The following is a 24,727-nucleotide window of genomic DNA, read 5'->3' as shown; positions in this document are numbered from 1 at the left end:
ATGGCCGCATCAACAATCACAAGAGACGTCTTCGGGACGCTGCCCGACGGCCGCAAGGTCGAGCGCGTCGCGCTGCGTGGGGAGGGCGGTTTCGAGGCGCGTATCATCAGCCACGGCGCGGTGCTGCAAGCGCTGATCGCGCCGGATGCCAACGGCGGATACGACGACATCGTGCTTGGCCATGATGCCTTCGCGGGCTATCTCGCCGAACGGAAGTTTCTGGGTGCTACCGTCGGCCGCTATGCCAACCGCATCGCCAAGGGACAATTTTCGTTTCAAGGCGAGACGGTGCAGCTTCCCGTCAATAACGGTCCGAATGCGCTGCACGGCGGGCTCGAGGGTTTTGATCGCAAGCTCTGGGAGATCGCGGACATCGACGAGGGCGACGAGCCCGCGGTGACGCTCACCTATGTCAGCCCGCATGGCGAGGAGAATTATCCGGGCAAGCTCGACGTCCGCCTCACCTATCGCGTCACCGGCCCGACCGAGCTGTCGCTGCTGATGGAAGCACGGACCGACCGGCCGACCATCGTCAATCTGACCAACCACAGCTTCTTCAATCTCGAGGGTGCGACGTCAGGTACGTCCATTCTCGATCACAGCCTGATGGTCGCCGCCGAGCAGTTCCTCGCAATCGATCCCACCGCCATTCCGCTGCCGGAGCCGCCGCGCAGCGTTGCCGGCACGCCGTTCGATTTCCGCAATCCGCGGCCGGTGGGCGAGCGCATCCGCGAGAGCGACCCGCAATTGCGAAACGGCAGGGGCTACGACCACACCTATTGCCTCGGCCGCGACGGCAAGCTTGCGCTCGCGGCGCGGCTGGAGGCGCCGCTCTCCGGGCGTATCATGGAGCTGCTCACCGATCAGCCCGGACTTCAGGTCTATTCCGGCAATTATCTCGACGGGACGATGGCGGGCAAGGGCGGCAAGCTGATCCGGCAATCGGACGCCATGTGCCTGGAGCCGCATATCTGGCCCGACGCTCCGAACCGGCCGGACTTTCCGAGCCCGCGCCTCGATCCGGGCGGGGTCTATCGCCATCACACGGTCTATCGCTTTTCGGTGAGGTCGCCATGATGGAGCAGGTGCCAACGACTGTCCTCTCGGACCATCCTTGCCATCTCGGCGAAGGTCCGACCTATGACGTGACCACCGACACGGCCTGGTGGTTCGACATTCGCGAAGGCAAGCTGTTCGAGGCGCAACTCGGCAGCGGTTCTGTCCGCATCCACGCGCTCGGCCGGATGGCGAGCGCGCTCGGGCGCATCGACGCCGAGCGGCAGCTGATCGTCGCCGAAGACGGCCTCTACATCCGCAAGCTCGCTGATGGTGCGATGACGCTGTTCTGTCCACTCGAAGCGGACAATCCGGCGACGCGCTCGAACGATTGCCGCGTGCATCAATCGGGTACGTTCTGGATCGGCACCATGGGCAAGAAAGCCGAGCCGAAGGCGGGCGCGATCTACGCGTTTCATCGCGGCAAGATCTCGACCCTGTTTCCCGGTATCAGCATTCCCAATTCGATCTGCTTCTCGCCTGACGGCGCCACTGGCTACTTCACCGACACCCCGCGCGCGGTGCTCTATGCCGTGCCGCTGAACCCCGCGACCGGCCTGCCGCGCGGCGAGCCGGAGGTGCTGCTGCGCCACAGCGGCATCGGCGGTCTCGACGGCTCGGTGTGCGACGCCGACGGGCAGATCTGGAATGCGTGCTGGGGCGCGAGCCGGATCGACGTCTATTCGCCGCAGGGCGAGCGCCTGCGGTCACTCAGCGTGCCGGCGAAGCAGGCGAGCTGCCCCGCCTTCGTCGGCCCCGACCTGTCGCGCCTGCTCGTCACGTCGGCCTGGCAGGACATGGACGCGGCGGCACGCGCCGCCGATCCGCAAGCCGGCTGCACCTTTCTGTTCGAAGCAAACGCGCGCGGGCGCGCGGAACCCGACGTCAAGCTCGCATAGGAGGCCCAAGCCGTACACCACCGTCGTTCTCGACACTACGAAGAAAGTCTGACACCCAAAGGGAGTGAAACATGCTGAAACTGAAGACGACATTTCTCGCGCTGGCGCTGGCCAGTGCCGCTACGATGGCCACGGGCGTCGCTGCCTCCGCCCAGAAGGCGACGGTCGGCATCGCCATGCCGACGAAATCTTCGGCGCGCTGGATCGACGACGGCAACAACATGGTGAAGGTGCTGAAGGAGCGCGGCTACAACACCGACCTGCAATATGCCGAGGACGATATCCCGAACCAGCTCTCCCAGGTCGAGAACATGGTGACCAAGGGCGCCAAGGCGCTGGTGATCGCCGCGATCGACGGCACCACCTTGTCCGACGTGCTCAAGCAGGCGAAAGCGAAAGGCATCACCGTCATCGCCTATGACCGCCTGATCCGCGGCACGCCCAACGTCGACTATTACGCGACCTTCGACAATTTCCAGGTCGGCGTGCTCCAGGCAGAGTCGATCGTGCAAGGTCTTGGCCTGAAGGACGGCAAGGGTCCCTTCAACATCGAGCTGTTCGGCGGCTCGCCCGACGACAACAATGCCTACTTCTTCTACAACGGCGCCATGAGCGTGCTGAAGCCGTATATCGACAGCGGCAAGCTCGTCGTCGTGTCCGGCCAGATGGGCATGGATAAGGTCGCGACCCTGCGCTGGGACGGCGCCACTGCGCAGGCCCGCATGGACAACCTGCTCAGCGCCTACTACGGCAACAAGAAGGTCAACGCCGTGCTGTCGCCCTATGACGGCCTCTCGATCGGCATCATCTCTTCGCTGAAGGGCGTTGGATACGGCAGTGCCGGCCAGCCGATGCCCATCATCTCGGGCCAGGACGCCGAAGTGCCTTCGATCAAGGCCATGCTGCGCGGCGATCAGTATTCGACCATCTTCAAGGACACCCGCGACCTCGCCAAGGTGACCGCTGACATGGTCGACGCCGCGCTCGCCGGCAAGGAGGTCACCGTCAACGACACCAAGACCTACGAGAACGGCGTCAAGACCGTGCCGTCCTACCTGCTCAAGCCGGTGGTGGTCTACAAGGACAATTGGGAGAAGGTGCTGGTCGACAGCGGCTACTACAAGAAGTCGCAGTTCCAGTAAGGCTCTCTCTTTCCCCTCTCCCCGCTTGCGGGGAGAGGGTTAGGATGAGGGGCCTCCTTCCATGCGGGCAGTGGTTGCTATGCACTCCGTCATCGCGAGCGCAGCGAAGCAATCCAGTCTGCCACCGCGGAAATAGTCTGGATTGCTTCGGCGCTCGCAATGACGATGTGGATGCAGCGATATCATTCAACCTCTCCCCGCACGCGGAGAGAGGCGAAGTAAAGCAAGGGACACCAAAGCCATGACCGCCATGCTGGAGATGCGCAACGTCAGCAAGAGCTTTGCCGGCGTGCAGGCGCTGCGCGACGTCAACTTCTCGGTTCGCGCCGGGCAGATCCATGCGCTCGTCGGCGAGAACGGCGCCGGCAAGTCGACGCTGATGAAGGTGCTGAGCGGGGTCTATCCGCACGGCAGCTACGAGGGTACCATCGTCTTCGACGGCGAGGAGCGGCGCTTTCGCGACATCAACGATTCCGAGGCGCTGGGCATCATCATCATCCATCAGGAGCTGGCGCTGATCCCGCTGATGTCGATTGCGGAGAACATCTTCCTGTCGCATCCGCCGTCGAAGCTAGGGGTGATCGATCGCGACGAGGTCTACCGGCGCACGCGCGAGCTGCTGGCGCAGGTCGGCCTGAAGGAATCCCCGGATACGCTGATCACCGATCTCGGCGTCGGCAAGCAGCAGCTGGTCGAGATCGCCAAGGCGCTGTCCAAGCGGGTACGGATGCTGATCCTGGACGAGCCGACCGCGAGCCTCAACGAGGCCGACAGCGCCGCGCTGCTCGATCGCCTGATGGCGTTCCGCGAGCAGGGCATCGGCTCGATCCTGATCTCGCACAAGCTGAACGAGGTCGCCAAGGTCGCCGACCACATCACCGTGCTGCGCGACGGCCGCACGGTGGACAGCATCGATTGCCATGCCGAGCCGATCCAGGAAGACCGCATCATCCGCAGCATGGTCAATCGCGATATGGCGCACCGTTTCCCGGAGCGCAATGTGAAGATCGGCGAGCCAGTGCTCGACGTCGAGAACTGGTCGGTCTATCACCCCATCCATCCCGAGCGGCAGGTGATCAAGAACGTCAGTTTCGGCGTCAGGCGCGGCGAGGTCGTGGGCATTGCCGGCCTGATGGGGGCAGGGCGTACCGAGTTTGCCATGAGCCTGTTCGGCCGCTCCTGGGGCACCAATGTCAGCGGCATTATCCGGCTCGAAGGCCGTGAGATCGCGCTGCCAAGCGTCGCCGCCGCGATCGACGCCGGTCTTGCCTACGTCACTGAGGACCGCAAGCAGCTCGGCCTGATCCTCGCCGACGACGTCCGCAAGAACATCACGCTGGCGAGCCTCGACCAGGTCGCACCTAGCAGGGTGATCGACGACATCGCCGAGCTCAAGGTCGCCAGCGACTACCGCAACCGGATGCGCATCCGCTGCTCCGACGTCTACCAGGAGACCGGCCAGCTCTCCGGCGGCAACCAGCAGAAGGTCGTACTATCGAAATGGCTGATGACCGACCCCAAGGTCCTGATCCTGGACGAGCCGACAAGAGGTATCGACGTCGGTGCCAAATATGAGATTTACTGTATCATCAATGAGCTTGCGGAAGCCGGCCGCGGCGTCGTGGTGATCTCCTCGGAGATGCCCGAGCTGCTCGGCATCTGCGACCGCATCTGCGTCATGAACGACGGCGCTTTCGTCGGCGAGTTCAAGGGCTCGGAGGCGACACAGGAAAAGATCATGCGCGCCATCATGCGCAACGAACGAAGCATTGGGAACGCCGCGCCCGCGGCCGCGGAGATGGGAGGATCGCAGCCATGACCGACAAGACGGTTTCGCTGCCCGAGGAGCGCCGGCACGGCAGCTTCATCAAGAACAATTTGCGCAATTACGGCATGTTGATGTCGCTGGTTGCGATCATGCTGTTCTTCCAGGTCGTGACCGGCGGCACGCTGCTGCAGCCGCTCAACCTCACCAACCTGGTGCTGCAGAACAGCTACATCGTCATCATGGCGCTGGGCATGCTGCTGGTCATCGTCACCGGCCATATCGACCTCTCGGTCGGTTCGGTCGCGGGCTTCATCGGTGCCGTGGCGGCCTTGCTGATGGTGACCTACAAGGTCGATTACACGCTCGCCTTCCTCGCTTGCCTCGCGCTCGGCGCCGCCATCGGTGCGGCGCAGGGCTATTGGGTGGCCTATTTCAAGATTCCGTCCTTCATCGTGACGTTGGCGGGCATGCTGGTCTTCAAGGGCCTGGCGCTCGCGGTGTTGCAGGGCCAGTCGCTCGGCCCGTTCCCGGCGACTTTCCAGAAACTGTCGTCCGGTTTCATTCCCGAATTGCTGCCCGAGGCCGGCACGCTGCATCCGACATCCATGCTGATCGGCGCCTTGCTCGCGCTCGGGCTGGTCTATGCCAGTGCCAAGGGAAGGTCGCGCGAACAGTCGCATGGCATCGAGGTCGAGCCCTATGCGTTCTTCCTCGGCAAGAGCGTTGTGCTGGCCTGCGCGGTGCTCTACTTCACCTATCTGATCGCGACCTATCGCGGCCTGCCCAACGTGCTGGTGATCATGAGTATCCTGATCGCGCTGTACGGCTTCGTCACCCGCCGCACCGTGATCGGCCGGCAGATCTACGCCGTCGGCGGCAACGCCAAGGCGGCGAGCCTGTCGGGCATCAAGACGGAGCGGCTGACCTTCCTCACCTTCGTCAACATGGGCGTGCTCGCCGCGCTTGCCGGCCTCGTCTTCGCCGCGCGCCTCAACACGGCAACTCCAAAGGCCGGCCTCGGCTTCGAGCTCGACGTCATCGCCGCCTGCTTCATCGGCGGCGCCTCGGCCTATGGCGGCGTCGGGCGGGTCGGCGGTGCCGTGGTCGGCGCCATGATCATGGGCGTGATGAACAACGGCATGTCCATCCTCGGCATCGGCATCGACTATCAGCAGGTCATCAAGGGCCTGGTGCTGCTGGGTGCCGTGTGCATCGACGTGTACAATCAGCGGCGATAGGCGGTCTCGTAGGGTGGGCAAAGGCGCAACGCGCCGTGCCCACCAATCGCGAACGCTTTGGCCATCTCACTCCACCCCGCTCGCGCCGCGCTCATCCTCAGGATTGCATCACAGGAACCAGCCCGTAGCGCAGCATCGTTTCCTTCATTTTGGCCGGATCAGGCGAGCCGGCCGATAGCAGGCCCGCCATGTCCCTGAAGTATTGCGGACCGAGTACGCCGGGGCTGAGGATGCACAGGCAGGTTGCCGGTCGGGGCGAACGGTTGATGAAGCCGTGCACCACGCCGCGCTTGATGTACAGACTTTCGCCCGGCGCGACGTCAATGTCCTTTGCTTCGATCCGCCAGGTCGAGATGCCGCTGAGTCCATAGATCGTTTCGTCCCAGCGATCGTGATAATGCGGAATCGGCATGCGCGCGTTCGGCTGCAATGTCATCTCGAACAGATCGAGGCCGCCGGCGGTCTCGTCCTTGCTCTGTAGGAATGTCAGCTGCAGCGCGCCAAGGTTGATGATCTCAGGCATGGCCAACTCATCCAATCGTGGAGCGCAATATTAGCGCACGACGTCAAGAAGCCAAAACCGAGGAATGGAACTGTCTGACACCACGAACAGCAGGTGCCTCCTGCTGTGCAGCATCGTAATGACGCCCTGCATTGCGCTCGGGGCGCGGGCCGCTACTGCGTCGTGAACAGCACCGTCGCGATCGCGACGGAGAGGCTCACGGCCGAGACCGTTGCCACGGTCGACAAGACCCCCATGCGCCTGAGCGCGATGGCAAAGGCGATGATGATGGGGGTCGCAGTCATCAGCCCGATTTGTGCATCACTCATGTGATCGTTCGCCAGTCCTGGGAACCCTGCGCCGGTTCGTACCGCGATCCGGCCGGCCGGACGTTGCGTCGGCGCAAACAAGTGCTCTGGCGATCCCCAGTTTGTCCGCCGACAAATTCGGAACCGGGAAGCCGGGCTAAGTCTGGCCGGTGTCCTGGTCCGGAAAGACGATGTCGACGACCGAGTGCGAACAACAGGAAACCGGCTGGGGAATTCTGCAAGATCTCCCCGGCGATCCCATGATCTGGGTGCTGATCTTCAGCGAGCTCGTCGCCTTCGGCCTGTTCCTCGGCGCCTTTTCGGTCACCCGTGCGATCCACCCGGCTGTGTTCGCGGCCGGGCAGGCCGCGCTCAATTCGAATCTCGCAGGCCTCAACACCGTCGTGCTGGTATCCAGCGGCTGGGCGGCGGCAAGAGCCACGAAGGCTGCGCGCGCCGGAGAACGGCAGGTGGCGCGATCCTGGATTGTCGGCGCCATCGTGCTCGGCGGTCTCTTCATCGCGATCAAGCTTGCCGAATATGCCGAAGAAATTGGAGGCGGGGTCGGGCTCGAAACCAGCCCGTTCTTCACGCTCTACTTCCTGCTGACCGGCTTTCATCTTCTGCATGTCGGCCTCGGCATCGTCATTCTCGCCGTGGTCTGCCGCCGCGCCGAAATATCAGGCATCGAGACGGGAACGGCCTTCTGGCACATGGTCGATCTGGTCTGGATCGTCATGTTTCCCATTCTCTACCTGGTGAGATGACGATGCCGGATCGCATCGACATCACCTGGATCGTGCTGATCGGCATCGCGCTCGCGACCATCCTGCTGCCGCCGCTGATGCCGCGGGCGCTGCTCGGCAATGCGCTGCTGCTCGCCTTCGCAGCGCTCAAGGGGCACCGCATCGCGCTCGATTTCATGGATCTTCGCGTCGTGCCCGGGCTCTGGCGCGGTTTCGTCGTGAGCTGGATCCTGATCGTGCTGCTGCTTGCCTGGCTCGCCTCGGCCGTCGCCGCCCTGATCTGACGCGCTCATTGCGCCCTGACAAAGAACGTGCCGGGCAAAGCGGCAATAAATCACACCATCGCATGTCTTCGGAATCAAACCGGAAAGGATTGGCAATGGCTGAACGCCTGACCAAGTCGGCCGCTCGGAACGTCTTCTACGGCGGCTCGGCCTTCTTCTTTGCGATCTTCATAGGGCTGACGGCGCACAGCCATTACTACATGGCCACGTCCTCCACGGACGCGACGATGCTGACGTCGTCGGTCGCCCGCGGCAAGCACGTCTGGGAAAGGAACTCCTGCATCAACTGCCACACGCTGCTGGGCGAGGGCGCCTATTTCGCCCCTGAGGTTGGCAATGTCTGGGATCGCTGGGGCGGCAACGAGGACCCGGCCGCCGCACGTGAGACGCTGAAGGCCTGGATGCAATCGCAGCCCTCCGGCGCGCCGGGCCGTCGGCAGATGCCGCAGTTCAACCTGACCGACCCGGAACTCGACGATCTCGCCGACTTCCTGCAGTGGACCAGCAAGATCAAGCGCCAGGAATGGCCGCCGAACAAGGCTGGCTGAGCGCCTTCCTCTTTCCAGACAGAGAGAACCCCAGATGAAATACCAAACCCAGAAAGTCGCGATGCTGTATTTCTACGGCGCGCTGACGCTGTTCCTGGCGCAGGTCCTGTTCGGTCTTGTCGCCGGAACCATCTACGTCCTGCCCAACACGCTGTCGGCCCTCCTGCCGTTCAACATCGTCAGGATGATCCACACCAACGCACTGATCGTGTGGTCGTTGATCGGCTTCATGGGCGCAACCTATTATTTGCTGCCTGAGGAAACCGAGACCGAGCTTTACAGCCCGCTGCTCGCCAAGATCCAGTTCTGGATGTTCTTCGTTGCTGCGGGCGTGGCCGTCGTCGGCTATCTCTTCCACTACCACGAGGGCCGCGAATTCCTCGAGCAACCCTTCATCATCAAGGTCGGCATCGTCGTGGTCTGCCTGATGTTCCTGTTCAACGTCACCATGACGGCGCTGAAGGGCCGCAAGACGACGATCACCAACATCCTGCTGTTCGGACTGTGGGGCGTTGCGATCTTCTTCCTGTTCGCCTTCTACAACCCGGCGAACCTCGCGGTCGACAAGATGTATTGGTGGTACGTCGTGCATCTTTGGGTCGAGGGCGTCTGGGAGCTGATCATGGCCTCCGTGCTCGCCTATCTCATGATCAAGCTCAACGGCATCGATCGCGAGGTGGTGGAGAAGTGGCTCTACGTCATCATTGGGCTGGCGCTGTTCTCGGGCATTCTCGGCACTGGCCATCATTTCTACTGGATCGGCGCGCCCGGCTACTGGCAGTGGATCGGCTCGCTGTTCTCCACGCTGGAGGTCGCGCCGTTCTTCACGATGGTGATCTTCACTGTGCAGATGACCTGGAAGGCCGGCCGCAGGCACCCGAACCGCGCTGCGCTGTTGTGGTCGGTCGGCTGCTCCGTGATGGCATTCCTCGGCGCCGGTGTGTGGGGCTTCCTGCACACGTTGTCCTCGGTGAACTATTACACCCATGGCACGCAGGTCACCGCCGCGCACGGCCATCTCGCCTTCTTCGGTGCCTATGTGATGCTGAACCTGTCCGTGATGGCTTATGCGATCCCGCAGCTCAAGGGACGTGCGCCCTACAACCAGTGGCTCTCCATGGCGAGCTTCTGGATCATGTGCACGGCCATGATGGTGATGACCTTCGCGCTGACCTTCGCTGGCGTGGTCCAGGTTCACCTCCAGCGCGTGCTCGGCCAAGGTTACATGGACGTGCAGGACCAGCTTTCGATGTTCTACTGGGTCCGGCTCGGGTCCGGCGTGTTCGTCGCCATCTCCGCACTGATGTTCGTGTGGGCCGTGCTGGTGCCCGGCCGCGCCAGGCAGCCCGTCATCCCCGGCGCGTTGCAGCCGGCCGAATGAGCGTAAAGGCGGCCGCGGTTCGCCGCGGCCGCCATCTCGATGCGAATTGCGGAGAATGATGGAGAATGATTATGAAAGCTGCCCTTCACGCCGTTACCGCGCCGGCGCTGCCGGCCTATGTCGCAAGCGGCAATGAATGCGCGCTGTTCGAGCACGCCTGGCGGCACCAGCTGCCGGTGCTGCTGAAGGGACCGACCGGCTGCGGCAAGACGCGCTTCGTTGCGCATATGGCGGCGCGGTTGGGATTGCCGCTGCACACCGTCGCCTGCCACGACGATCTCACCGCGGCCGATCTCACCGGCCGCTATCTGCTCAGGGGCGGCGATACGGTGTGGAGTGACGGCCCGTTGACGCGGGCGGTGCGCGAGGGCGGCATCTGCTATCTCGACGAGGTCGTGGAGGCGCGCAAGGATGTCACGGTCGTGCTGCATCCCCTGACTGACGATCGCCGCATCCTGCCTCTGGAGCGCATCGGCGAGGAGCTTGCCGCACCGAACAGCTTCATGCTCGTCGTGTCCTACAATCCCGGTTACCAGACGCTGCTGAAGGCGCTCAAGCCGTCGACGCGCCAGCGCTTCGTCGCCATCGAGTTCGGCTTCTTGGCCCCGGAGCAGGAGATCGCGGTGGTCGCGGCCGAGAGCGGATTGTCGCCGGAGCGCGTGCGGCCGCTGGTCGGGCTGGCTGGCCGGCTGCGCACGCTGAAGGGGCACGACCTGGAGGAGGGCGTCTCGACCCGGCTCGTGGTCTATTGCGCGACCCTGATCGCGGCCGGCATGCCGCTTGCGGATGCCGTGCTCGCGGGCATGATCGAGCCGCTGACCGACGATGCCGACGTCAAGGCGGCGCTTCTCGACGTCGCGCGCGCGATGATCGGCTGAGGTACGACCATGCTCGATTTCCTCGAACTGGAGGAGACGGTCGGCCGCGCCTGGCACCGCATGGTCGGCGCCACCGCCAGCTATCCGGTTCATGCCGATCACGTCGTCTCGCTTGCAGAAATGAGAAACAGGCTCGCGGTGATGTTCCGCGCGCTGGGCGGTGAGGCGAGTGTGCAGATCGCGAGCGCCTGCGCGCGCAAGTCCGGGCACCGGCTCGGCTGGTGGCAACGCATCGGTCTCGGTGACGAGCGCCTCGAGCAGCCGGGCCGCGACGCCGCGACCATCTTCCTGCCGGACAGCATTGGGATTTTCGCCGACCGCGAACTCAATGCATGCCTCTATCGTTGGCTCGCGGCATGGTTCGCGGTTGCGCCGGTCGAGGCGATCGCCGAGACCGATCCGCTCCGGCGCGATCTGCTCGTGCTGCGCCGCGCCGCTGAAACCGCGGTCTTCGTGCTGACCCAGTTTCCCGGGCTTGTCGCCGACTACGCGCAGCTTGCCGCCGCGACCGCAGCGGCGCGGCCCCGGCGTCCCCTGCCGCGCATCGAGCAGGAGATCGAGCAGATCATTCTCGCCCTGCTCGGCGCGGAACCTGCACCAGCAGGGAAACTGTGGTCGGCGATGATGGGGAATGGACCGCTGCCGGGCAAGTCTCCGCCGGGCTATCGTCCGATTCTGCCATGCCCAGTCTGGGGAGATTGCTGGACCCGCGAGCTGTCGCCTACGCATGCGGGAGAGGATGAGTGCGCTGGCAGTGCGGAGGCCGCGAGCGAGGACAATCGCAAGCGCTTTGCCGTCCGCGAGCGCGAGGACGGAGCCAATCGCCGCGATCCCTTCGTGCTCAATCGTTTCGAAAAGATCCTGGCGATGGCCGAGATGGTCAATGTCGATCGCCCCTCGGATGACAGCGAGGACGAGGACGCCCAGAAGGCGGCCGACGATCTCGAGGAGATCACGCTCAGCCGCCGCGGCAAGCCGGCGAGCCGGTTCAAGTTCGATCTCGACCTGCCGCCGGAAGCGCTCGGTGCATCGCGGCTGACTGCGGATTTGACCTATCCCGAATGGGACTATCGCAGCCGCTCCTATCTGCCCGATCATTGCCGCGTGCTCGCATCTGCCGCGTCTGAAACCGGTGAAAGCTGGACGCCTGACGAGACCATGCGCCGGCACGTGCGCCAGGTGCGCCGCCGCTTCGAGGTCCTGCGGCCGCGCCATGATTTGATGCGGGCCCAGGCCGACGGACATGACCTCGACCTCGACGCGCTGGTGCGCGCGCGATGCGACCTCCGCGCCGGCAGCAGCAGCGGTCTTGATCGTGTCCACGTTGCGATGCGCCCGCAAGGGCACGATCTCGCCGTCACCCTGCTGGTCGACGTCTCACTCTCCACGGACGCCTGGGTTGATGGTTACCGCGTGCTCGACGTCGAGAAGGAGGCGCTGCTCGTGCTTGCCCACGGCCTATCCGCCTGCGGCGATCACCACAACATCCTGACCTTCACCTCGCGTCGGCGGTCCTGGGTGCGGCTCGAGACGGTCAAGGCGTTCGGCGAGCCGATGAGCGGCGTGGTCGAGCGCCGCATCGGCGCGCTCAAGCCCGGCTACTACACGCGGATCGGCGCGGCGGTCCGCCATGCCGCCGCCGAGCTTGCACGCCAGCCGCAGCGTAAAAAGCTGCTGCTCGTCCTCACCGACGGCAAGCCGAACGACGTCGATCATTATGAGGGGCGCTTTGCGGTCGAAGACACCAGGAGGTCTGTGCAGGAAGCGCGCCGACTCGGGATGGTGGTGTTCGGCGTGACGATCGACGCGGCGGCGCAATCCTATTTTCCGACGCTGTTCGGGCGCAGCGGCTATGCGATCGTCGGCAACATCAAGCGATTGCCCGCGGCGCTGCCGGCGATCTACCGGCAGGTGGCGCACTGATGCGGGAACGCCACGGCGCCGTGTTCTCGGCTGAACTATTGCTCATAGCGTGGGTATATGATCGAATGGCCGGATGGACAAGGGCCGGCCAAACCCCGATCTGATCATCTTCGACTGCGACGGCGTGCTCGTCGACAGCGAGCTCTTGAGCTGCCGCTGCCTGTCCGAGGCCTTGGCTGAATTCGGTCTTTTGCTCAGCGAGGAGCAGGCGCTCGAACTGTTTCTCGGACGCAGCACCACGGCGATCGAGCAGCACTATCGCGATCTCAGTCAGGTCGTGCCAGATGGCTTCCTGCCGCGATTGAAGTCGCATGTGCTGGAGACGTTCGCCGCATCGCTCGCGCCGATCCCCGGGGTGGAGGCGGTGATCTCGGCGCTGACCGTGCCGTTCTGCGTGGCCTCGTCCAGCGACCTCGATCGCGTGTCGCTCTCGCTCGACGTCACCGGTCTTCGGGGATATTTCGGCGACCGGATCTACACTGCGCAGATGGTCAGGCACGGCAAGCCGGCGCCCGATCTCTTTCTTCATGCCGCCGAGAGCATGCGCACACCGCCCACACGCACGCTGGTGATCGAGGACAGCGTCAGCGGGGTGCAGGCGGGCAAGGCCGCCGGCATGACCGTCTGGGGATTTGTCGGCGGCGGCCATTATCGCAGCCGCGATGGCTGCGCTATATTGACCGCGGCCGGAGCCGATCGGGTCTTCGCGCGCATGAGCGATTTCTGGGAGATGTGAGCCCGCATGGCCGCCGAGAACGACAAGTCGAGACTCGACGACGCCGCGCGCGCCGGCTGGCTCTATTTCATTGCCGGCCATACCCAGGACGAGATCGCAAAGATGCTCCAGGTCTCGCGCGCCTCGGCGCAGCGGCTGGTCTCGCTGTGCCTCGCCGAGCGGCTCATCACCTTCCGGCTCGAACATCCCATCGCGGCCTGCATGGAGCTGGCGGCGCGTTTGAAGCAACGGTTCGACCTCGTCCATTGCGAGGTGGTGCCGGCAGATCCTGCCGCGCCACAGGCCACGGCGGGCATTGCCGAGCGCTGCGCCAATCTGCTCGATTCCACGCTGCGCTCGGAGACGCCTGTCATCGTCGCGCTCGGGACCGGCCGGGCGGTGCGCGCCGCGGTCGAGCGCGTCACGCCGATCGAGCGGCCCAATCACCAGATCGTCTCGCTGGTCGGCAACATTTCCGCCGACGGCTCGGCGAGCTTCTACGACACCGTCGGCCGGCTCGCCGACCGCACCGGCGCGCGGCACTATCCGATGCCGCTGCCGTTCCTGATGTCGTCGGAGGACGAGCGCAACAGGATGGTGCGCATCGAGCCGATCGCGAAGGTGAAAGCGGTCGCAGCTAAAGCGGATTTGCGCCTCGTCGGCATCGGCCAGATGGACCAGAAGGCGCAGGTGCACGTCGACGGCTTCGTCACCCGCGACGAATTGTTCGAGATGATGCGCCTGGGTGCGATCGGCGAGATCACCGGTTGGGCCTATGATGCCAAGGGCCGCCTGCTCAAGGCCGGCACCAACAAGCGCCTCACCAGCATCCCGCCGGAAGTGCCGGCGAAAACCACGACGATCGGCGCGGCGGTCGGCGCGGCCAAAGTGACGGCGATCGCGGCGGCACTGAATGGCGGCCTGATCAACGGCCTGATCACCGACGAAGCGACGGCCAGGGCGATTCTGGAGCGGTAGGACGGTTCGCGCGGCAATAGACACTGCGCTCCCTCTCCCGCTTGCGGGAGAGGGCTGGGGAGAGGGTGTCTCCTCGGTGGGACTCTTCAAGAGAAGTGAGCCCTCACCCGTATCGCATCTGCGATGCGATACGACCTCTCCCGCAAGCGGGAGAGGTGAGCAAGCCGCGGCGTTCGTTCCCAACAATGCCGTCGCTTCCGCCTGGGTCCTTCCACCCTCCCGCACTGCAGCACTCATAAGTTGCGCAAACACCCGCGCGCGTGCTTGACAACTGACGCGCCCCCGTTGAACATACGCCCAACGCGTGGGCATATGCTCAAAACGCGAATTGAGGGAGGTCACCGTGAAACATGTCCTGGGCGCCGTCTGCGGCGCGTCTGTCCTGCTGGCCGTCCCTGCGATGGCCGAAACGACCCTGACCATCGCCACCGTCAACAATGGCGACATGATCCGCATGCAGGGGTTGACGGGCGAGTTCACCAAGAAGAACCCCGACATCACCGTGAAGTGGGTGACGCTGGAGGAGAACGTGCTGCGCCAGCGCGTCACCACCGACATCGCCACCAAGGGCGGCCAGTTCGACGTGCTCACCATCGGCACCTACGAGGTGCCGATCTGGGCCAAGAAGGGCTGGCTGGTGCCGCTCGCCAATCTCGGTGCCGATTACGACGTCGCCGACCTTCTGCCCAAGATCAAGGACGCGGTCTCCGCCGACGGCAAGCTCTACGCCGCGCCATTCTACGGCGAGAGCTCGATGGTGATGTACCGCACCGATCTGTTCGAGAAGGCCGGCCTGAAGATGCCGGAAAAGCCGAGCTGGGACTTCGTGATCGACGCCGCCAAGAAGCTGACGGACAAGAGTGCCGGCACCTACGGCATCTGCCTGCGCGGCAAGGCGGGCTGGGGCGAGAACATGGCGTTCCTCTCGGCGATGGCCAATTCCTACGGCGCGCGCTGGTTCGACGAGAACTGGCAGCCCCAGTTCAATACGCCGGAATGGAAGACGACGCTCACGACCTATGTGAACCTGATGAAGGAAGCCGGCCCTCCCGGCGCGAGCTCCAACGGCTTCAACGAGAATCTGGCGCTGTTCAACGCCGGAAAATGCGCGATGTGGATCGACGCCACGGTCGCGGCGTCCTTCGTCACCAACCCCAAGGACTCCAAGGTTGCCGACAAGGTCGGCTTCGCGCTCGCGCCCAACACCGGGCTCGGCAAGAACGCCAACTGGTTGTGGGCCTGGAATCTCGCGATTCCCGCCGGCTCCAAGAAGACGGAAGCTGCCGAGAAGTTCATCGCCTGGGCGACCAGCAAGGACTACACCAAGCTGGTGGCGTCGAAGGAGGGCTGGGCCAACGTGCCGCCGGGTACGCGCACCTCGCTCTACCAGAACGATGAGTACCTGAAGGTCGCGCCGTTCGCGAAACTGACGCTGGCCTCGATCGACGCCGCCGATCCCAACAAGCCGACGGTGAAGCCCGTTCCTTACGTCGGCGTGCAATACGCCGCGATCCCTGAATTCCAGGGCATCGGCACGCAAGTGGGCCAGCAGTTCTCGGCGGCACTTGCAGGATCGATGACCGTCGATGCAGCGCTCACGGCTGCGCAGTCTGCTACCGAGCGCGAGATGAAGCGCGCCGGCTACATCAAGTGAACCCGAGCTCTCCCTGAGCTCAAACTTGCGGCCATCCATCCTTGCTGGATGGCCGTCTTCTTCCTCCGAGCGGAGCGCCAAGAAATGGCAACCCGGCAGACGCAGTTTCTTGCGCGGTCGCTCCTGACCCCCGCCGTCGGGCTGCTGTTCATCTGGATGATCGTCCCGCTGGCGCTGACGATCTATTTCTCGACGCTGCACTACAGCCTGCTCGATCCCGGTTCGGAATCGTTCGTCGGCCTCGAAAACTTCCGCTACTTCCTCACCGATCCCGCTTTTCTGGCCTCGCTCCAAAACACGCTGGTGCTGGTCGGCTCGGTACTGGCGTTGACCATCCTGCTCGGCATTCCGCTGGCGCTGCTGATGGACCAGCCCGTGATCGGCCGCAATTTCGTCCGGCTGATGGTGATTGCGCCGTTCTTCGTGATGCCGACCGTGAGCGCGCTGGTCTGGAAGAACCTGTTGATGCATCCGGTGTCCGGGCTGTTCGCCTGGCTCGCCTCGCTGTTCGGCCTGACGCCGATCGATTGGTTCAACGACGTGCCGCTGTTTGCGGTGATCCTGATCGTGACCTGGCAATGGCTGCCGTTCGCGACGCTGATCCTGCTGACGGCGCTGCAATCGCTCGACGAGGAGCAAAAGGAGGCCGCCGAGATGGACGGCGCGAGCGCCATCTCGACCTTCATCTACATCACGCTGCCGCACCTGGCGCGTCCCATCACCGTGGTGATCCTTATCGAGACCATCTTCCTGCTCACGGTGTTCGCCGAGATCTTCGTCACCACGGGCGGCGGGCCCGGCCTGCAGACCACCAACATCGCCTTCCTGATCTATTCGCAGGCGCTGATCCAGTTCGACGTCGGCAGCGCCTCCGCGGGCGGTCTCGTCGCGGTGGTGATCGCCAACGTCGTCGCCTTCTTTCTCGTCCGCATCGTCGGCCGCAATCTGGAGGCTTGAAGCATGGCGCGGATGGCGACGAGACAACGGGTGGTCATCTCGACGATCGGAGCCTGGCTGTTCGGCTTCCTGATCTTCTTTCCGATCCTGTGGATGGGGCTGGCGAGCTTCAAGACCGAGCTCGAGGCCTTCGCGATCCCGCCATCCTTCCTGTTCTTCCACTGGACCACGGAAAACTACGCGACCGTGCAGGAGCGCAGCGATTATCTGCACCACGCGATGAACTCGATCATCATCGCCGGCGGCTCGACGCTCATTGCGCTGTTGATCGCCATTCCCGCGGCCTGGTCGATGGCGTTCTCGCCGACCAAGCGCACCAAGGACGTCCTGCTCTGGATGCTCTCGACCAAGATGATGCCGCCGGTCGGCGTGCTGGTGCCGATCTACCTGATTTACAAGAGCTTCGGCCTGCTCGACTCCCGCCTCGGCCTCGTTTTCATCCTGTGTCTCGGCAACCTGCCGATCGTGATCTGGATGCTCTTCACCTATTTCAAGGAAATCCCGCGCGACATCCTCGAAGCCGCGCGCATGGACGGTGCCACGATCGGCCGCGAGCTCATCTATGTGCTGACGCCGATGGCGATCCCGGGGCTGGCGTCCACGCTTCTGCTCAATCTGATCCTGGCCTGGAACGAGGCGTTCTGGACGCTGAACCTGTCCACCTCGAGCGCTGCGCCGCTGACCACGTTCATCGCATCCTATTCCAGCCCCGAAGGGCTGTTCTGGGCAAAGCTGTCGGCGGCGTCCACGCTGGCGATCGCGCCCATTCTCGTCCTCGGTTGGTTCAGCCAGAAGCAACTCGTGCGCGGGCTCACCTTCGGTGCGGTGAAGTAGAGGGGGATCATGGGTCAGATCACACTTCAGGGCGTACAAAAGTCCTTCGGCCCCGTGCACATCATCAAGGGCGCCGACCTCGACATTGCCGACGGCTCCTTCGTCGTGTTCGTCGGTCCCTCCGGCTGCGGCAAGACCACGCTGCTGCGGCTGATCGCGGGGCTCGAGGACGTCAGCGGCGGCAAGATCCTGATCGACGGCAAGAACGTCGTCGATACGCCGCCCGCCAAGCGCGGACTGTCGATGGTGTTCCAGTCCTACGCGCTCTATCCGCATATGAGCGTGCGCGGCAATATCGGCTTCGGCCTGAAGATGGCGGGCTTGCGGAAGGACGAGATCAACCGCAAGGTCGAGGCGGCCGCCGCGACCCTGAACCTCACCCCCTACCTCGACCGCAAGCCACGCGAGCTCTCCGGCGGCCAGCGCCAGCGCGTCGCGATCGGCCGCGCCATCGTCCGAGAGCCAAAGGCATTCCTGTTCGATGAGCCGCTCTCCAACCTCGACGCCGCGTTGCGCGTGCAGATGCGCATCGAGGTGACGCGGCTGCAGAAGCAGCTCGGCACCACCGCGATCTACGTCACCCACGACCAGGTCGAGGCCATGACCATGGCCGACAAGATCGTCGTGCTCAACGGCGGCAAGATCGAGCAATATGGCTCGCCGCTGGAGCTCTATGAACGGCCCGCCAATCTCTTCGTCGCCGGCTTCATCGGCTCGCCCAAGATGAACTTCGTCACCGGCGAGCCCGCCTTGCAGAAGGGGGCAGCGACGATCGGCGTCCGGCCGGAGCATCTGAAGATCGAGCGCGACGGCGGCGGAGGCTGGCAGGGCACCATTGCGGTGGCCGAGCATCTCGGCAGTGACACCTTCCTCTACGTCGATGCCGGCGCGCTCGGCATGCTGACGGCGCGCTACGTCGGCGAATTGAGCCTGCATGCCGGCGACCGGGTGTCGCTGATGCCGGACCCAGCGCGCATCCACCGCTTCGACGAGAGCGGGAACGCTCTTCGGGGCTGACAAGAAACGGAAAGACGATCATGTATCTGGAAAAGTTCAGGCTGAGCGGCAAGACCGCGTTCATCACCGGCGGCGGGCAGGGCATTGGCCTCGCCTGCGCGGAGGCGCTGGCGGAGGCCGGCGCGAAGGTCATCATCGGCGACCGCGACGGCAAGGTCGCCGATAGCGCAAAAGCCAGCCTGAAGGCGAAGGGCTATGACACCGAGACCGCAATCATGGACGTCACCGACACCACACGCGTGGCCGAGGTGGCAAATGATCTCGTCGCCCGCCATGGCAAGGTCGACATCCTCGTCAACAATGCCGGCATCGCGCGCAGCGAGACGCCGGCCGAGACCGTCACCGACGAGCACTGGCTCAACGTCATCGACGTCAATCTCAACGGCACCTTCTGGTGCTGCCGCGAGTTCGGCAAGCACATGCTCAAGGCGAAGAGCGGCGCCATCGTCAATGTCGGCTCGATGAGCGGCTTCATCGTCAATAAGCCGCAGGAGCAGTGCTTCTACAACGCCTCCAAGGCCGCGGTGCACCATCTGACCAAGTCGCTGGCCGCCGAATGGGGCGCGCGCGGCATCCGCGTCAACGCGGTGGCCCCGACCTATATCGAGACGCCGCTCAACGCCTTCGTGAAGAGCAATCCGAAGATGTACGACGCCTGGATCGGTGGAACCCCGATGGCGCGGATGGGGCAGGTCGAGGAGATCGCCTCCGTCGTCCTGTTCCTCTCATCCGAGGCCGCGAGCCTGATGACCGGCAGCATCGTGCTGGTGGATGGCGGCTACACTTGCTGGTAGGCTTACGTCAAAACGGACGGAAAGCGACCGGGAGCGACAATGCCGCGAGCGTATATCGGCGTCGACGTGGGGACCACGAGCACGCGTGCAGGGGTGTTTGACGAGGCCGGCACACTGCTCGCGACGGCCCGGCATCCGATCAGGATCTGGCACGAGGCCGGCGATATCGTCGAGCAGTCGTCAGAGGACATCTGGAAGGCCTGTGTCAAATCGGTGCGGGCGGCGATGGCGGAAGCTGCCGTCGCTCCCGACAGCATTGGCGGCATCGGTTTCGACGCCACCTGTTCCCTCGTGGTGCTCGATCCGCAAGGCGAGCCGCTCACCGTCAGTGCGTCCGGCGAGGCGCAGCGCAACGTCATCGTCTGGATGGATCACCGCGCCACGGCCGAGGCGCGGCTGATCAACGAGACCGAGGACGCCGTGCTGCGCTATGTCGGCGGCTCGATCTCGCCGGAGATGGAGATGCCGAAGCTGCTCTGGCTGAAGCGGCATCTGCGCGCGAGTTTCAATGCCGCCGGTCACTTCTTCGATCTGGCAGACTATCTGACCTGGCGCGCGACCGGGGCGCTGCAGCGCTCGACCTGCACCGTCACCTGCAAATGGAACTATCTCGCCCATGACGGCGGCGGCTGGAGCGCGCCGTTCTTCAAGCGCGTTGGCCTGTCGGACTTCGTCACCGAACAATACGCGCGTATCGGCACCGAGATCGTTGCGCCCGGTACGCGCCTCGGCGCCGGGCTCACGCCGGCAGCAGCAGTCGAGCTCGGCCTCGCTCCGGGCATCCCGGTCGGCGCCTCCCTGATCGACGCCCATGCCGGCGGCATCGGCGCGATCGGCGGCCGCGACGGATCGGGGGGCGCGAGCGATGTCAGCGACCGTCTCGCCTACATCATGGGAACGTCGGCCTGCATCATGGCGACGACGAAGGAGCCGTGCTTCGTGCCGGGCGTGTGGGGCCCCTATTATTCCGGCATGGTGCCGGAGTTCTGGCTCAACGAAGGCGGGCAGTCCGCCGCGGGCGCTGCGATCGATCATCTCCTCAAGTCGCATCCTGGCCATGGCGAGGCGAGCGCGGCGGCGCGCAGCGAGGGTCTCGATCTCATCGATTTCCTCGAGCGCCGCATCATCGCGCGCGCCGGCGATGCCAGCCGCGCCGCGCTGCTGGCGCGCGACGTCCACGTGCTCCCGGAATTCATCGGCAATCGCTCGCCTTATGCCGACCCTGACACGCGCGCGGTGATCGCGGGCCTCGATCTCGACACCGACATCGCCTCGATGGAGCGGCTGTTCGTCGCCGGCCTCTGCGGTCTCGCCTATGGTCTCGCCGAGGTGATCGAGGCCTTTGCAGCGCATGGCGTGCGCTCCAGTCTCATGATCATGGGCGGCGGCGCCAGCCGCAGCCCGCTGGTTCGCCAAATCATGGCGGATACCACCGGCCTCACGGTTGCGTTGCCGCAAACGAAAGAGCCGGTCCTGCTGGGCGCCGCGATGCTCGGGGCGGTCGCCGGCGGCGCCTATGCCTCGATCGGCGAGACCATGGCAAAAATGTCGGCGCTGGGACGCAAGAGCGAGCCGACCGCGCCCGACATGGCCGCATTTCACACCCGCAAGCGCGAGGTCTACAAGCTGCTGCGCGAGGTCGATCGCGGCAGCCGCGCGGCGATGAGCAGTGTCGCAAGAGGTTGAAAGACATGCTGATTGCCTGCGGCGATGCGCTGATCGATTTCGTGCCGACGCGAAACGTCGACGGACGCGAGGCCGTGATGCCCGCGGTCGGCGGCTCCTGCCTGAATGTCGCGATCGGCATGGCGCGGCTGGGTGCGCCGACCGGCTTTGTCGGCGGCATCTCGACCGACCTGTTCGGGCGCATGATCGCCGACCATGCCACCGCATCGAACGTCGCGCTCGATCTCGCCACCCGCAGCGACCACCAGACTACGCTCGCCTTTGTCCGTATTGTCGAAGGCGAATCGCACTACGCCTTCTACGACGCCGAGACCGCGACCCGGAGCTGGACGTACCGCCGCGGCACAGTTCCTTTCGACACGATTGAAGCTCTCCATATCGGCTCGACCACGCTGGTCAACGACCTTGGTGCGGCCGAGACCAAGGCGCTGATTGCGGACGCGCGGGCGTCGACCACGATCTCCTTCGATCCGAACTGCCGACCGAACCTCGTCAAGGACAAGCCCGCGTATCTCGCTAGCATGGCCGAGTTCGCCGGAAGCGCCGATCTCATCAAGATGTCGGACGTCGATTTCGCCTATCTGTTCGGCGAGGAGCCTTGTCAGCAGCGCGCGAACACATTGCTGGCGCAGGGCACGAGCCTTGTCGTCATCACCCGCGGCAACAACGGCGCCATCGCCTGGCATGCGCGAGCAGGCCAGATTGAAGTCGCTGCGCCCAAGGTCGAGGTGGCCGACACGATTGGCGCTGGCGACAGCTTTCAGGCGGCGCTGCTGTTCGCCCTGTACAAGCAGGGCCGCATCGCCCGGCCGCGATTGAAGGACATCGGCGCGGACGAGCTCCGCCGTGCGCTGTCCTTTGCGGCCAATTGTGCCGGCCTGACCTGCACGCGTCCGGGTGCCGATCCGCCCTGGAGCCACGAGATCCATTGGAGCTGGTAGTCCGCGTCACATCCGCGCGACGGCCTTCTCGGCACATTTCAGGAAGGTTCCGATCAGCGGACTTTGCGAGTCCCGCCGCCAACAGACTGCAACGTCGAGGGAGTCGGCGACGTCACGCAGGGGTCTGAACACGACTCCGCGTGGCGCGCCGAGCTGTGCGCAGGCCGGCAGGATGGCGAGACCTTCACCGGCCAGGACCAGGCTCATCGCCGAATGCACCGTCTCCACCCGGCTGGCGATCGGCATCACCACTTGGTGCCGACGCAACAAGGGGACGACCGCCGAGGAGGCGGGTCCATGGTCCGGATGCGGCAGTGCGATCAGCGGACAGCCCTGCAGCCGGGCCATCGGCACGGAGCTCAAGCGGGCGAGGGGCGAGCGGATCGGCATGGCGAGCATGAAAGGCTGTGCCCCGATCTTTGCCACCTGGATCTCGGGATGATTGATTGCGGGCATGCACAGCGCGACCGTGACGCTGCGGTCGAGCACGCGGGCCTCGCGCGTCGAGGCGCTGAGTTCGGCGAAGCTGAGGTCGACGCCGGGAACCGCGCGGCGCAGTTCGGGGATGAGCCGCGGCAGCATCGCATTCGCCAGCACGAACATGTAGCCCACCGACAACCGGCCGCGCCGTCCCGAAGCAACCGCGCGCGCGGCTTCGGCGCCGTCGGCCGCCAGCGCCAGCGCTTCGCTGGCGCGCGCCAGCAACGCCTGGCCCGCCTCGGTCAGATCCATGCCTCGGGTGCCGCGGCGGAACAGCGGCGCGCCGATCTCGGCCTCGAGCTTGCGGATCTGGACCGAGAGCGGCGGCTGCGCCATCCGGAGCCGCTCGGCGGCCTTGCCGATGCTGCGCGCCTCGGCGACGGCGACGAAATAGCGGAGCCGGCGAAGATCCATTGGCATACCGAGAGCGTATGGGTTGGCCACAAAAATCGTATTGGACGGCGAGTTAACAAAACTGTCATTCTCGCTGTCAATGTCTTCGGGCCAATGGCGGCCCGCTTCGGAGCGTGATGTGACGATGAACGGCGATCCCTGTCTGTTGTCCGCAACCGAGCTGCGCGGTCTCATTGCGGCAAGGCGGATATCGCCGGTCGAGCTCACCCGCGCCGTACTTGCCCGCGCCGAGGCGCGCCAGCCCGAATTGAATTGCTTCATCGCTCTGTGCGGTGACGAGGCGATCGCAGCGGCGCGCGACGCCGAGCGCAAGGTGATGGCGGGCGAACCGCTCGGCCTGCTGCACGGCATCCCCGTCACCGTCAAGGACATCGTCAACACCAAGGGCGTCAAGACCACCTTTGGCGCTGTTCCCTACAAGAACAATGTGCCGACCGAGGATGCCGTCGCCGTCGCACGGTTGCGCAGCGCAGGCGCGATCCTGATCGGCAAGACCACGACGCCTGAGTTCGGCAGCAAGTGCCTCACCGATTCACCTTTGTTCGGTCGGACCCGCAATGCGTGGGACGCCTGCCGTTCCTCCGGCGGCTCCAGCGGTGGCGCGGCGGTCGCTGTCGCCAGCGGCATCGCTCCGCTGGCGATTGCGACCGACGGCGGCGGCTCGACGCGCATTCCGGCGGCCTGCAACGGCGTGGTGGGCCTGAAGCAGAGCAACGGCGTGATCCCGCACAGCCAGGCCCTCGACGTCTTCGGCAACCAGACCTATGTCACGCCGACCACCCGTACCGTCGCCGACACCGCGTTGATGATGCAGGCGATGGCGGGCGAAGATCCTATCGATCCCTGGTCGATCGGCGTGCCCGTGCCTGACTTCATCGGCATCGCCGCACCGCGCGGCGATTTGCGCGGGATAAGGATTCTGTACTGCCTGACGCCGCCGGGCCGTCCGGTCTCCGCCGAAGTCGCCGCCAGTTTCAAGGCGAGCCTCGACCGGCTGGCCGGATTGGGGGCCGAACTCGAGGAATTCTCCGGCGAGGGCTTCGACATCGAGCCGATCTGGCGCGCCATCAACCACACCGTCTGGCGCACGCGCTTTGCCAAGCTAGCGGCCGAGCATGGGGGCGAGCTGAGCGAGGCTTTTCTCAAGCAGCTCGCGCTCGCCAGCGAAGTCAGCGGCGTCGATTATCAGGAGGCGATGTTCGCGCGCACCGCGTTGTTCCGCCGCGTGCAATCGCTGCTTGCGCGCGGTCACCTCCTGGCGATGCCGACCCTGTCGCGCACCGCGTTGCCGATCAAGCAGGACCTGTTCGGCAGCATCGAGATCGATGGCAGGCACTACGACAGCGTCCGGCCGCATTGGTTCCCCTGGACCATGCCGTTCAACATGACCGGCCATCCCGCGATCAGCCTTCCCTCGGGTTTTGCCCGCGACGGGCTGCCGATCGGGCTTCAGCTGGTCGGCCGTTTCCGGGCCGATGCGGAATTGCTGCGCGTGAGCGCACTGTTCGAGGCGTCAAGCGATCTTCTGTCCCGCTGGCCGGCTTGAGGAGATGGGCGTGCAGCAAAGAGCTTGCTTAAGGCGTC

General features: G+C 64.8%; 24 protein-coding genes. 21 read left to right on the top strand and 3 right to left on the bottom strand.

Going from position 1 to position 24,727, the window contains the following annotated elements:
• The 5 genes from ACNJYD_RS25385 to mmsB all read left to right on the top strand — a co-directional run bounded on the left by ACNJYD_RS25385 (window position 1) and on the right by mmsB (window position 6,103).
• The gene (locus tag ACNJYD_RS25385) at window positions 1-1,077 is read left to right on the top strand and encodes an aldose epimerase family protein (protein ID WP_439363684.1); all 1,077 of its coding nucleotides are present in this window, start codon (window positions 1-3) and stop codon (window positions 1,075-1,077) included.
• Window positions 1,077-1,955: an SMP-30/gluconolactonase/LRE family protein gene (locus tag ACNJYD_RS25380; RefSeq protein WP_439367515.1), complete on the top strand. Its 879-nt coding sequence runs from the start codon at window positions 1,077-1,079 to the stop codon at window positions 1,953-1,955. Before ACNJYD_RS25385 ends, ACNJYD_RS25380 begins: the two co-directional genes overlap by 1 nt.
• Before the next feature lie 71 nt (window positions 1,956-2,026).
• The gene (chvE, locus tag ACNJYD_RS25375; RefSeq protein ID WP_439363683.1) at window positions 2,027-3,097 is read left to right on the top strand and encodes a multiple monosaccharide ABC transporter substrate-binding protein; all 1,071 of its coding nucleotides are present in this window, start codon (window positions 2,027-2,029) and stop codon (window positions 3,095-3,097) included.
• 241 nt (window positions 3,098-3,338) lie between these two features.
• On the top strand, window positions 3,339-4,916 hold the full coding sequence (mmsA, locus tag ACNJYD_RS25370) for a multiple monosaccharide ABC transporter ATP-binding protein (RefSeq protein WP_212256864.1): 1,578 nt from the start codon (window positions 3,339-3,341) through the stop codon (window positions 4,914-4,916).
• Complete coding sequence (gene mmsB / locus ACNJYD_RS25365; RefSeq protein WP_172784320.1) at window positions 4,913-6,103, top strand: multiple monosaccharide ABC transporter permease; 1,191 nt, start codon at window positions 4,913-4,915, stop codon at window positions 6,101-6,103. Before mmsA ends, mmsB begins: the two co-directional genes overlap by 4 nt.
• 97 nt (window positions 6,104-6,200) lie before the next feature.
• On the opposite strand, the gene ACNJYD_RS25360 is transcribed toward mmsB, so the two are convergent.
• A complete protein-coding gene (locus ACNJYD_RS25360; RefSeq protein WP_212256863.1) occupies window positions 6,201-6,626 on the bottom strand; it encodes a cupin domain-containing protein in 426 nt (141 codons plus the stop codon).
• 152 nt (window positions 6,627-6,778) lie between these two features.
• On the bottom strand, window positions 6,779-6,934 hold the full coding sequence (locus tag ACNJYD_RS25355; protein ID WP_085965373.1) for a hypothetical protein: 156 nt from the start codon (window positions 6,932-6,934) through the stop codon (window positions 6,779-6,781).
• A 170-nt stretch (window positions 6,935-7,104) separates the two neighbouring features.
• Between ACNJYD_RS25355 and ACNJYD_RS25350 the strand changes: the two genes are divergently transcribed.
• From ACNJYD_RS25350 to ACNJYD_RS25280, 15 genes are all read left to right on the top strand, one after another.
• The gene (locus tag ACNJYD_RS25350; protein WP_439363682.1) at window positions 7,105-7,680 is read left to right on the top strand and encodes a cytochrome c oxidase subunit 3 family protein; all 576 of its coding nucleotides are present in this window, start codon (window positions 7,105-7,107) and stop codon (window positions 7,678-7,680) included.
• Window positions 7,681-7,682: 2 nt separating this feature from the next.
• Window positions 7,683-7,943: a cytochrome C oxidase subunit IV family protein gene (locus tag ACNJYD_RS25345; protein ID WP_439363681.1), complete on the top strand. Its 261-nt coding sequence runs from the start codon at window positions 7,683-7,685 to the stop codon at window positions 7,941-7,943.
• A gap of 95 nt (window positions 7,944-8,038) precedes the next feature.
• The gene (locus tag ACNJYD_RS25340) at window positions 8,039-8,491 is read left to right on the top strand and encodes a c-type cytochrome (protein WP_439363680.1); all 453 of its coding nucleotides are present in this window, start codon (window positions 8,039-8,041) and stop codon (window positions 8,489-8,491) included.
• 34 nt (window positions 8,492-8,525) lie between these two features.
• Window positions 8,526-9,872, top strand: a complete 1,347-nt coding sequence (locus tag ACNJYD_RS25335) for a cbb3-type cytochrome c oxidase subunit I (RefSeq protein ID WP_439363679.1) — start codon at window positions 8,526-8,528, stop codon at window positions 9,870-9,872.
• A 71-nt stretch (window positions 9,873-9,943) separates the two neighbouring features.
• Window positions 9,944-10,750: a CbbQ/NirQ/NorQ/GpvN family protein gene (locus ACNJYD_RS25330; protein ID WP_439363678.1), complete on the top strand. Its 807-nt coding sequence runs from the start codon at window positions 9,944-9,946 to the stop codon at window positions 10,748-10,750.
• Between the two features lie 9 nt (window positions 10,751-10,759).
• Window positions 10,760-12,673 (top strand): nitric oxide reductase activation protein NorD, encoded by a 1,914-nt coding sequence (locus ACNJYD_RS25325; protein WP_439363677.1) that lies wholly within the window; start codon window positions 10,760-10,762, stop codon window positions 12,671-12,673.
• A 73-nt stretch (window positions 12,674-12,746) separates the two neighbouring features.
• Window positions 12,747-13,409, top strand: a complete 663-nt coding sequence (locus ACNJYD_RS25320; protein WP_439363676.1) for an HAD family hydrolase — start codon at window positions 12,747-12,749, stop codon at window positions 13,407-13,409.
• Between the two features lie 6 nt (window positions 13,410-13,415).
• Window positions 13,416-14,366: a sugar-binding transcriptional regulator gene (locus tag ACNJYD_RS25315; protein WP_260382998.1), complete on the top strand. Its 951-nt coding sequence runs from the start codon at window positions 13,416-13,418 to the stop codon at window positions 14,364-14,366.
• A 343-nt stretch (window positions 14,367-14,709) separates the two neighbouring features.
• Window positions 14,710-16,020: an ABC transporter substrate-binding protein gene (locus ACNJYD_RS25310; RefSeq protein ID WP_172784330.1), complete on the top strand. Its 1,311-nt coding sequence runs from the start codon at window positions 14,710-14,712 to the stop codon at window positions 16,018-16,020.
• Between the two features lie 84 nt (window positions 16,021-16,104).
• The gene (locus ACNJYD_RS25305; RefSeq protein WP_172784331.1) at window positions 16,105-16,977 is read left to right on the top strand and encodes a carbohydrate ABC transporter permease; all 873 of its coding nucleotides are present in this window, start codon (window positions 16,105-16,107) and stop codon (window positions 16,975-16,977) included.
• Between the two features lie 3 nt (window positions 16,978-16,980).
• Window positions 16,981-17,811, top strand: coding sequence for a carbohydrate ABC transporter permease (locus ACNJYD_RS25300; RefSeq protein WP_439363675.1), 831 nt, complete (start codon window positions 16,981-16,983; stop codon window positions 17,809-17,811).
• A gap of 9 nt (window positions 17,812-17,820) precedes the next feature.
• Window positions 17,821-18,828: an ABC transporter ATP-binding protein gene (locus ACNJYD_RS25295; RefSeq protein ID WP_172784333.1), complete on the top strand. Its 1,008-nt coding sequence runs from the start codon at window positions 17,821-17,823 to the stop codon at window positions 18,826-18,828.
• Between the two features lie 20 nt (window positions 18,829-18,848).
• Entirely contained in the window at window positions 18,849-19,622 is a 774-nt protein-coding gene (locus ACNJYD_RS25290) for an SDR family NAD(P)-dependent oxidoreductase (protein ID WP_439363674.1), read from the top strand.
• A 39-nt stretch (window positions 19,623-19,661) separates the two neighbouring features.
• A complete protein-coding gene (locus ACNJYD_RS25285) occupies window positions 19,662-21,308 on the top strand; it encodes an FGGY-family carbohydrate kinase (RefSeq protein WP_439363673.1) in 1,647 nt (548 codons plus the stop codon).
• Window positions 21,309-21,313: 5 nt separating this feature from the next.
• Window positions 21,314-22,249: a carbohydrate kinase family protein gene (locus tag ACNJYD_RS25280; RefSeq protein WP_439363672.1), complete on the top strand. Its 936-nt coding sequence runs from the start codon at window positions 21,314-21,316 to the stop codon at window positions 22,247-22,249.
• A 6-nt stretch (window positions 22,250-22,255) separates the two neighbouring features.
• On the opposite strand, the gene ACNJYD_RS25275 is transcribed toward ACNJYD_RS25280, so the two are convergent.
• Window positions 22,256-23,143 (bottom strand): LysR family transcriptional regulator, encoded by an 888-nt coding sequence (locus ACNJYD_RS25275; RefSeq protein ID WP_260383001.1) that lies wholly within the window; start codon window positions 23,141-23,143, stop codon window positions 22,256-22,258.
• Between the two features lie 124 nt (window positions 23,144-23,267).
• On the opposite strand from ACNJYD_RS25275, the gene ACNJYD_RS25270 reads away from it, so the two are divergent.
• Window positions 23,268-24,689 carry an amidase gene (locus tag ACNJYD_RS25270; protein WP_439363671.1) on the top strand — a complete coding sequence of 474 codons (1,422 nt, stop codon included), beginning with the start codon at window positions 23,268-23,270 and terminating at the stop codon, window positions 24,687-24,689.
• Window positions 24,690-24,727 lie beyond the last annotated feature (38 nt).

The organism is Bradyrhizobium sp. SPXBL-02, from assembly GCF_051853065.1.
Classification (GTDB): Bacteria; Pseudomonadota; Alphaproteobacteria; order Rhizobiales; family Xanthobacteraceae; genus Bradyrhizobium.
Note: the sequence above shows the minus strand (reverse complement) of the source record. Positions and strands in the feature narration are given on the sequence as shown.

Excerpts from the sequence above, each read along its gene's own strand:
- ACNJYD_RS25270 (WP_439363671.1), top strand. The coding sequence starts at position 23,268 with ATGAACGGCGATCCCTGTCTGTTGTCCGCAACCGAGCTGCGCGGTCTC.
- ACNJYD_RS25300 (WP_439363675.1), top strand. The coding sequence starts at position 16,981 with ATGGCGCGGATGGCGACGAGACAACGGGTGGTCATCTCGACGATCGGA.
- mmsB (WP_172784320.1), top strand. The coding sequence starts at position 4,913 with ATGACCGACAAGACGGTTTCGCTGCCCGAGGAGCGCCGGCACGGCAGC.
- ACNJYD_RS25285 (WP_439363673.1), top strand. The coding sequence starts at position 19,662 with ATGCCGCGAGCGTATATCGGCGTCGACGTGGGGACCACGAGCACGCGT.
- ACNJYD_RS25350 (WP_439363682.1), top strand. The coding sequence starts at position 7,105 with ATGTCGACGACCGAGTGCGAACAACAGGAAACCGGCTGGGGAATTCTG.
- ACNJYD_RS25330 (WP_439363678.1), top strand. The coding sequence starts at position 9,944 with ATGAAAGCTGCCCTTCACGCCGTTACCGCGCCGGCGCTGCCGGCCTAT.
- ACNJYD_RS25335 (WP_439363679.1), top strand. The coding sequence starts at position 8,526 with ATGAAATACCAAACCCAGAAAGTCGCGATGCTGTATTTCTACGGCGCG.
- ACNJYD_RS25385 (WP_439363684.1), top strand. The coding sequence starts at position 1 with ATGGCCGCATCAACAATCACAAGAGACGTCTTCGGGACGCTGCCCGAC.
- ACNJYD_RS25360 (WP_212256863.1), bottom strand. The coding sequence starts at position 6,626 with ATGCCTGAGATCATCAACCTTGGCGCGCTGCAGCTGACATTCCTACAG.
- ACNJYD_RS25325 (WP_439363677.1), top strand. The coding sequence starts at position 10,760 with ATGCTCGATTTCCTCGAACTGGAGGAGACGGTCGGCCGCGCCTGGCAC.
- ACNJYD_RS25320 (WP_439363676.1), top strand. The coding sequence starts at position 12,747 with ATGGACAAGGGCCGGCCAAACCCCGATCTGATCATCTTCGACTGCGAC.
- ACNJYD_RS25275 (WP_260383001.1), bottom strand. The coding sequence starts at position 23,143 with ATGGATCTTCGCCGGCTCCGCTATTTCGTCGCCGTCGCCGAGGCGCGC.
- ACNJYD_RS25355 (WP_085965373.1), bottom strand. The coding sequence starts at position 6,934 with ATGAGTGATGCACAAATCGGGCTGATGACTGCGACCCCCATCATCATC.
- ACNJYD_RS25380 (WP_439367515.1), top strand. The coding sequence starts at position 1,077 with ATGGAGCAGGTGCCAACGACTGTCCTCTCGGACCATCCTTGCCATCTC.
- mmsA (WP_212256864.1), top strand. The coding sequence starts at position 3,339 with ATGACCGCCATGCTGGAGATGCGCAACGTCAGCAAGAGCTTTGCCGGC.
- ACNJYD_RS25280 (WP_439363672.1), top strand. The coding sequence starts at position 21,314 with ATGCTGATTGCCTGCGGCGATGCGCTGATCGATTTCGTGCCGACGCGA.
- ACNJYD_RS25305 (WP_172784331.1), top strand. The coding sequence starts at position 16,105 with ATGGCAACCCGGCAGACGCAGTTTCTTGCGCGGTCGCTCCTGACCCCC.
- ACNJYD_RS25295 (WP_172784333.1), top strand. The coding sequence starts at position 17,821 with ATGGGTCAGATCACACTTCAGGGCGTACAAAAGTCCTTCGGCCCCGTG.
- ACNJYD_RS25345 (WP_439363681.1), top strand. The coding sequence starts at position 7,683 with ATGCCGGATCGCATCGACATCACCTGGATCGTGCTGATCGGCATCGCG.
- ACNJYD_RS25340 (WP_439363680.1), top strand. The coding sequence starts at position 8,039 with ATGGCTGAACGCCTGACCAAGTCGGCCGCTCGGAACGTCTTCTACGGC.
- ACNJYD_RS25290 (WP_439363674.1), top strand. The coding sequence starts at position 18,849 with ATGTATCTGGAAAAGTTCAGGCTGAGCGGCAAGACCGCGTTCATCACC.
- ACNJYD_RS25315 (WP_260382998.1), top strand. The coding sequence starts at position 13,416 with ATGGCCGCCGAGAACGACAAGTCGAGACTCGACGACGCCGCGCGCGCC.
- chvE (WP_439363683.1), top strand. The coding sequence starts at position 2,027 with ATGCTGAAACTGAAGACGACATTTCTCGCGCTGGCGCTGGCCAGTGCC.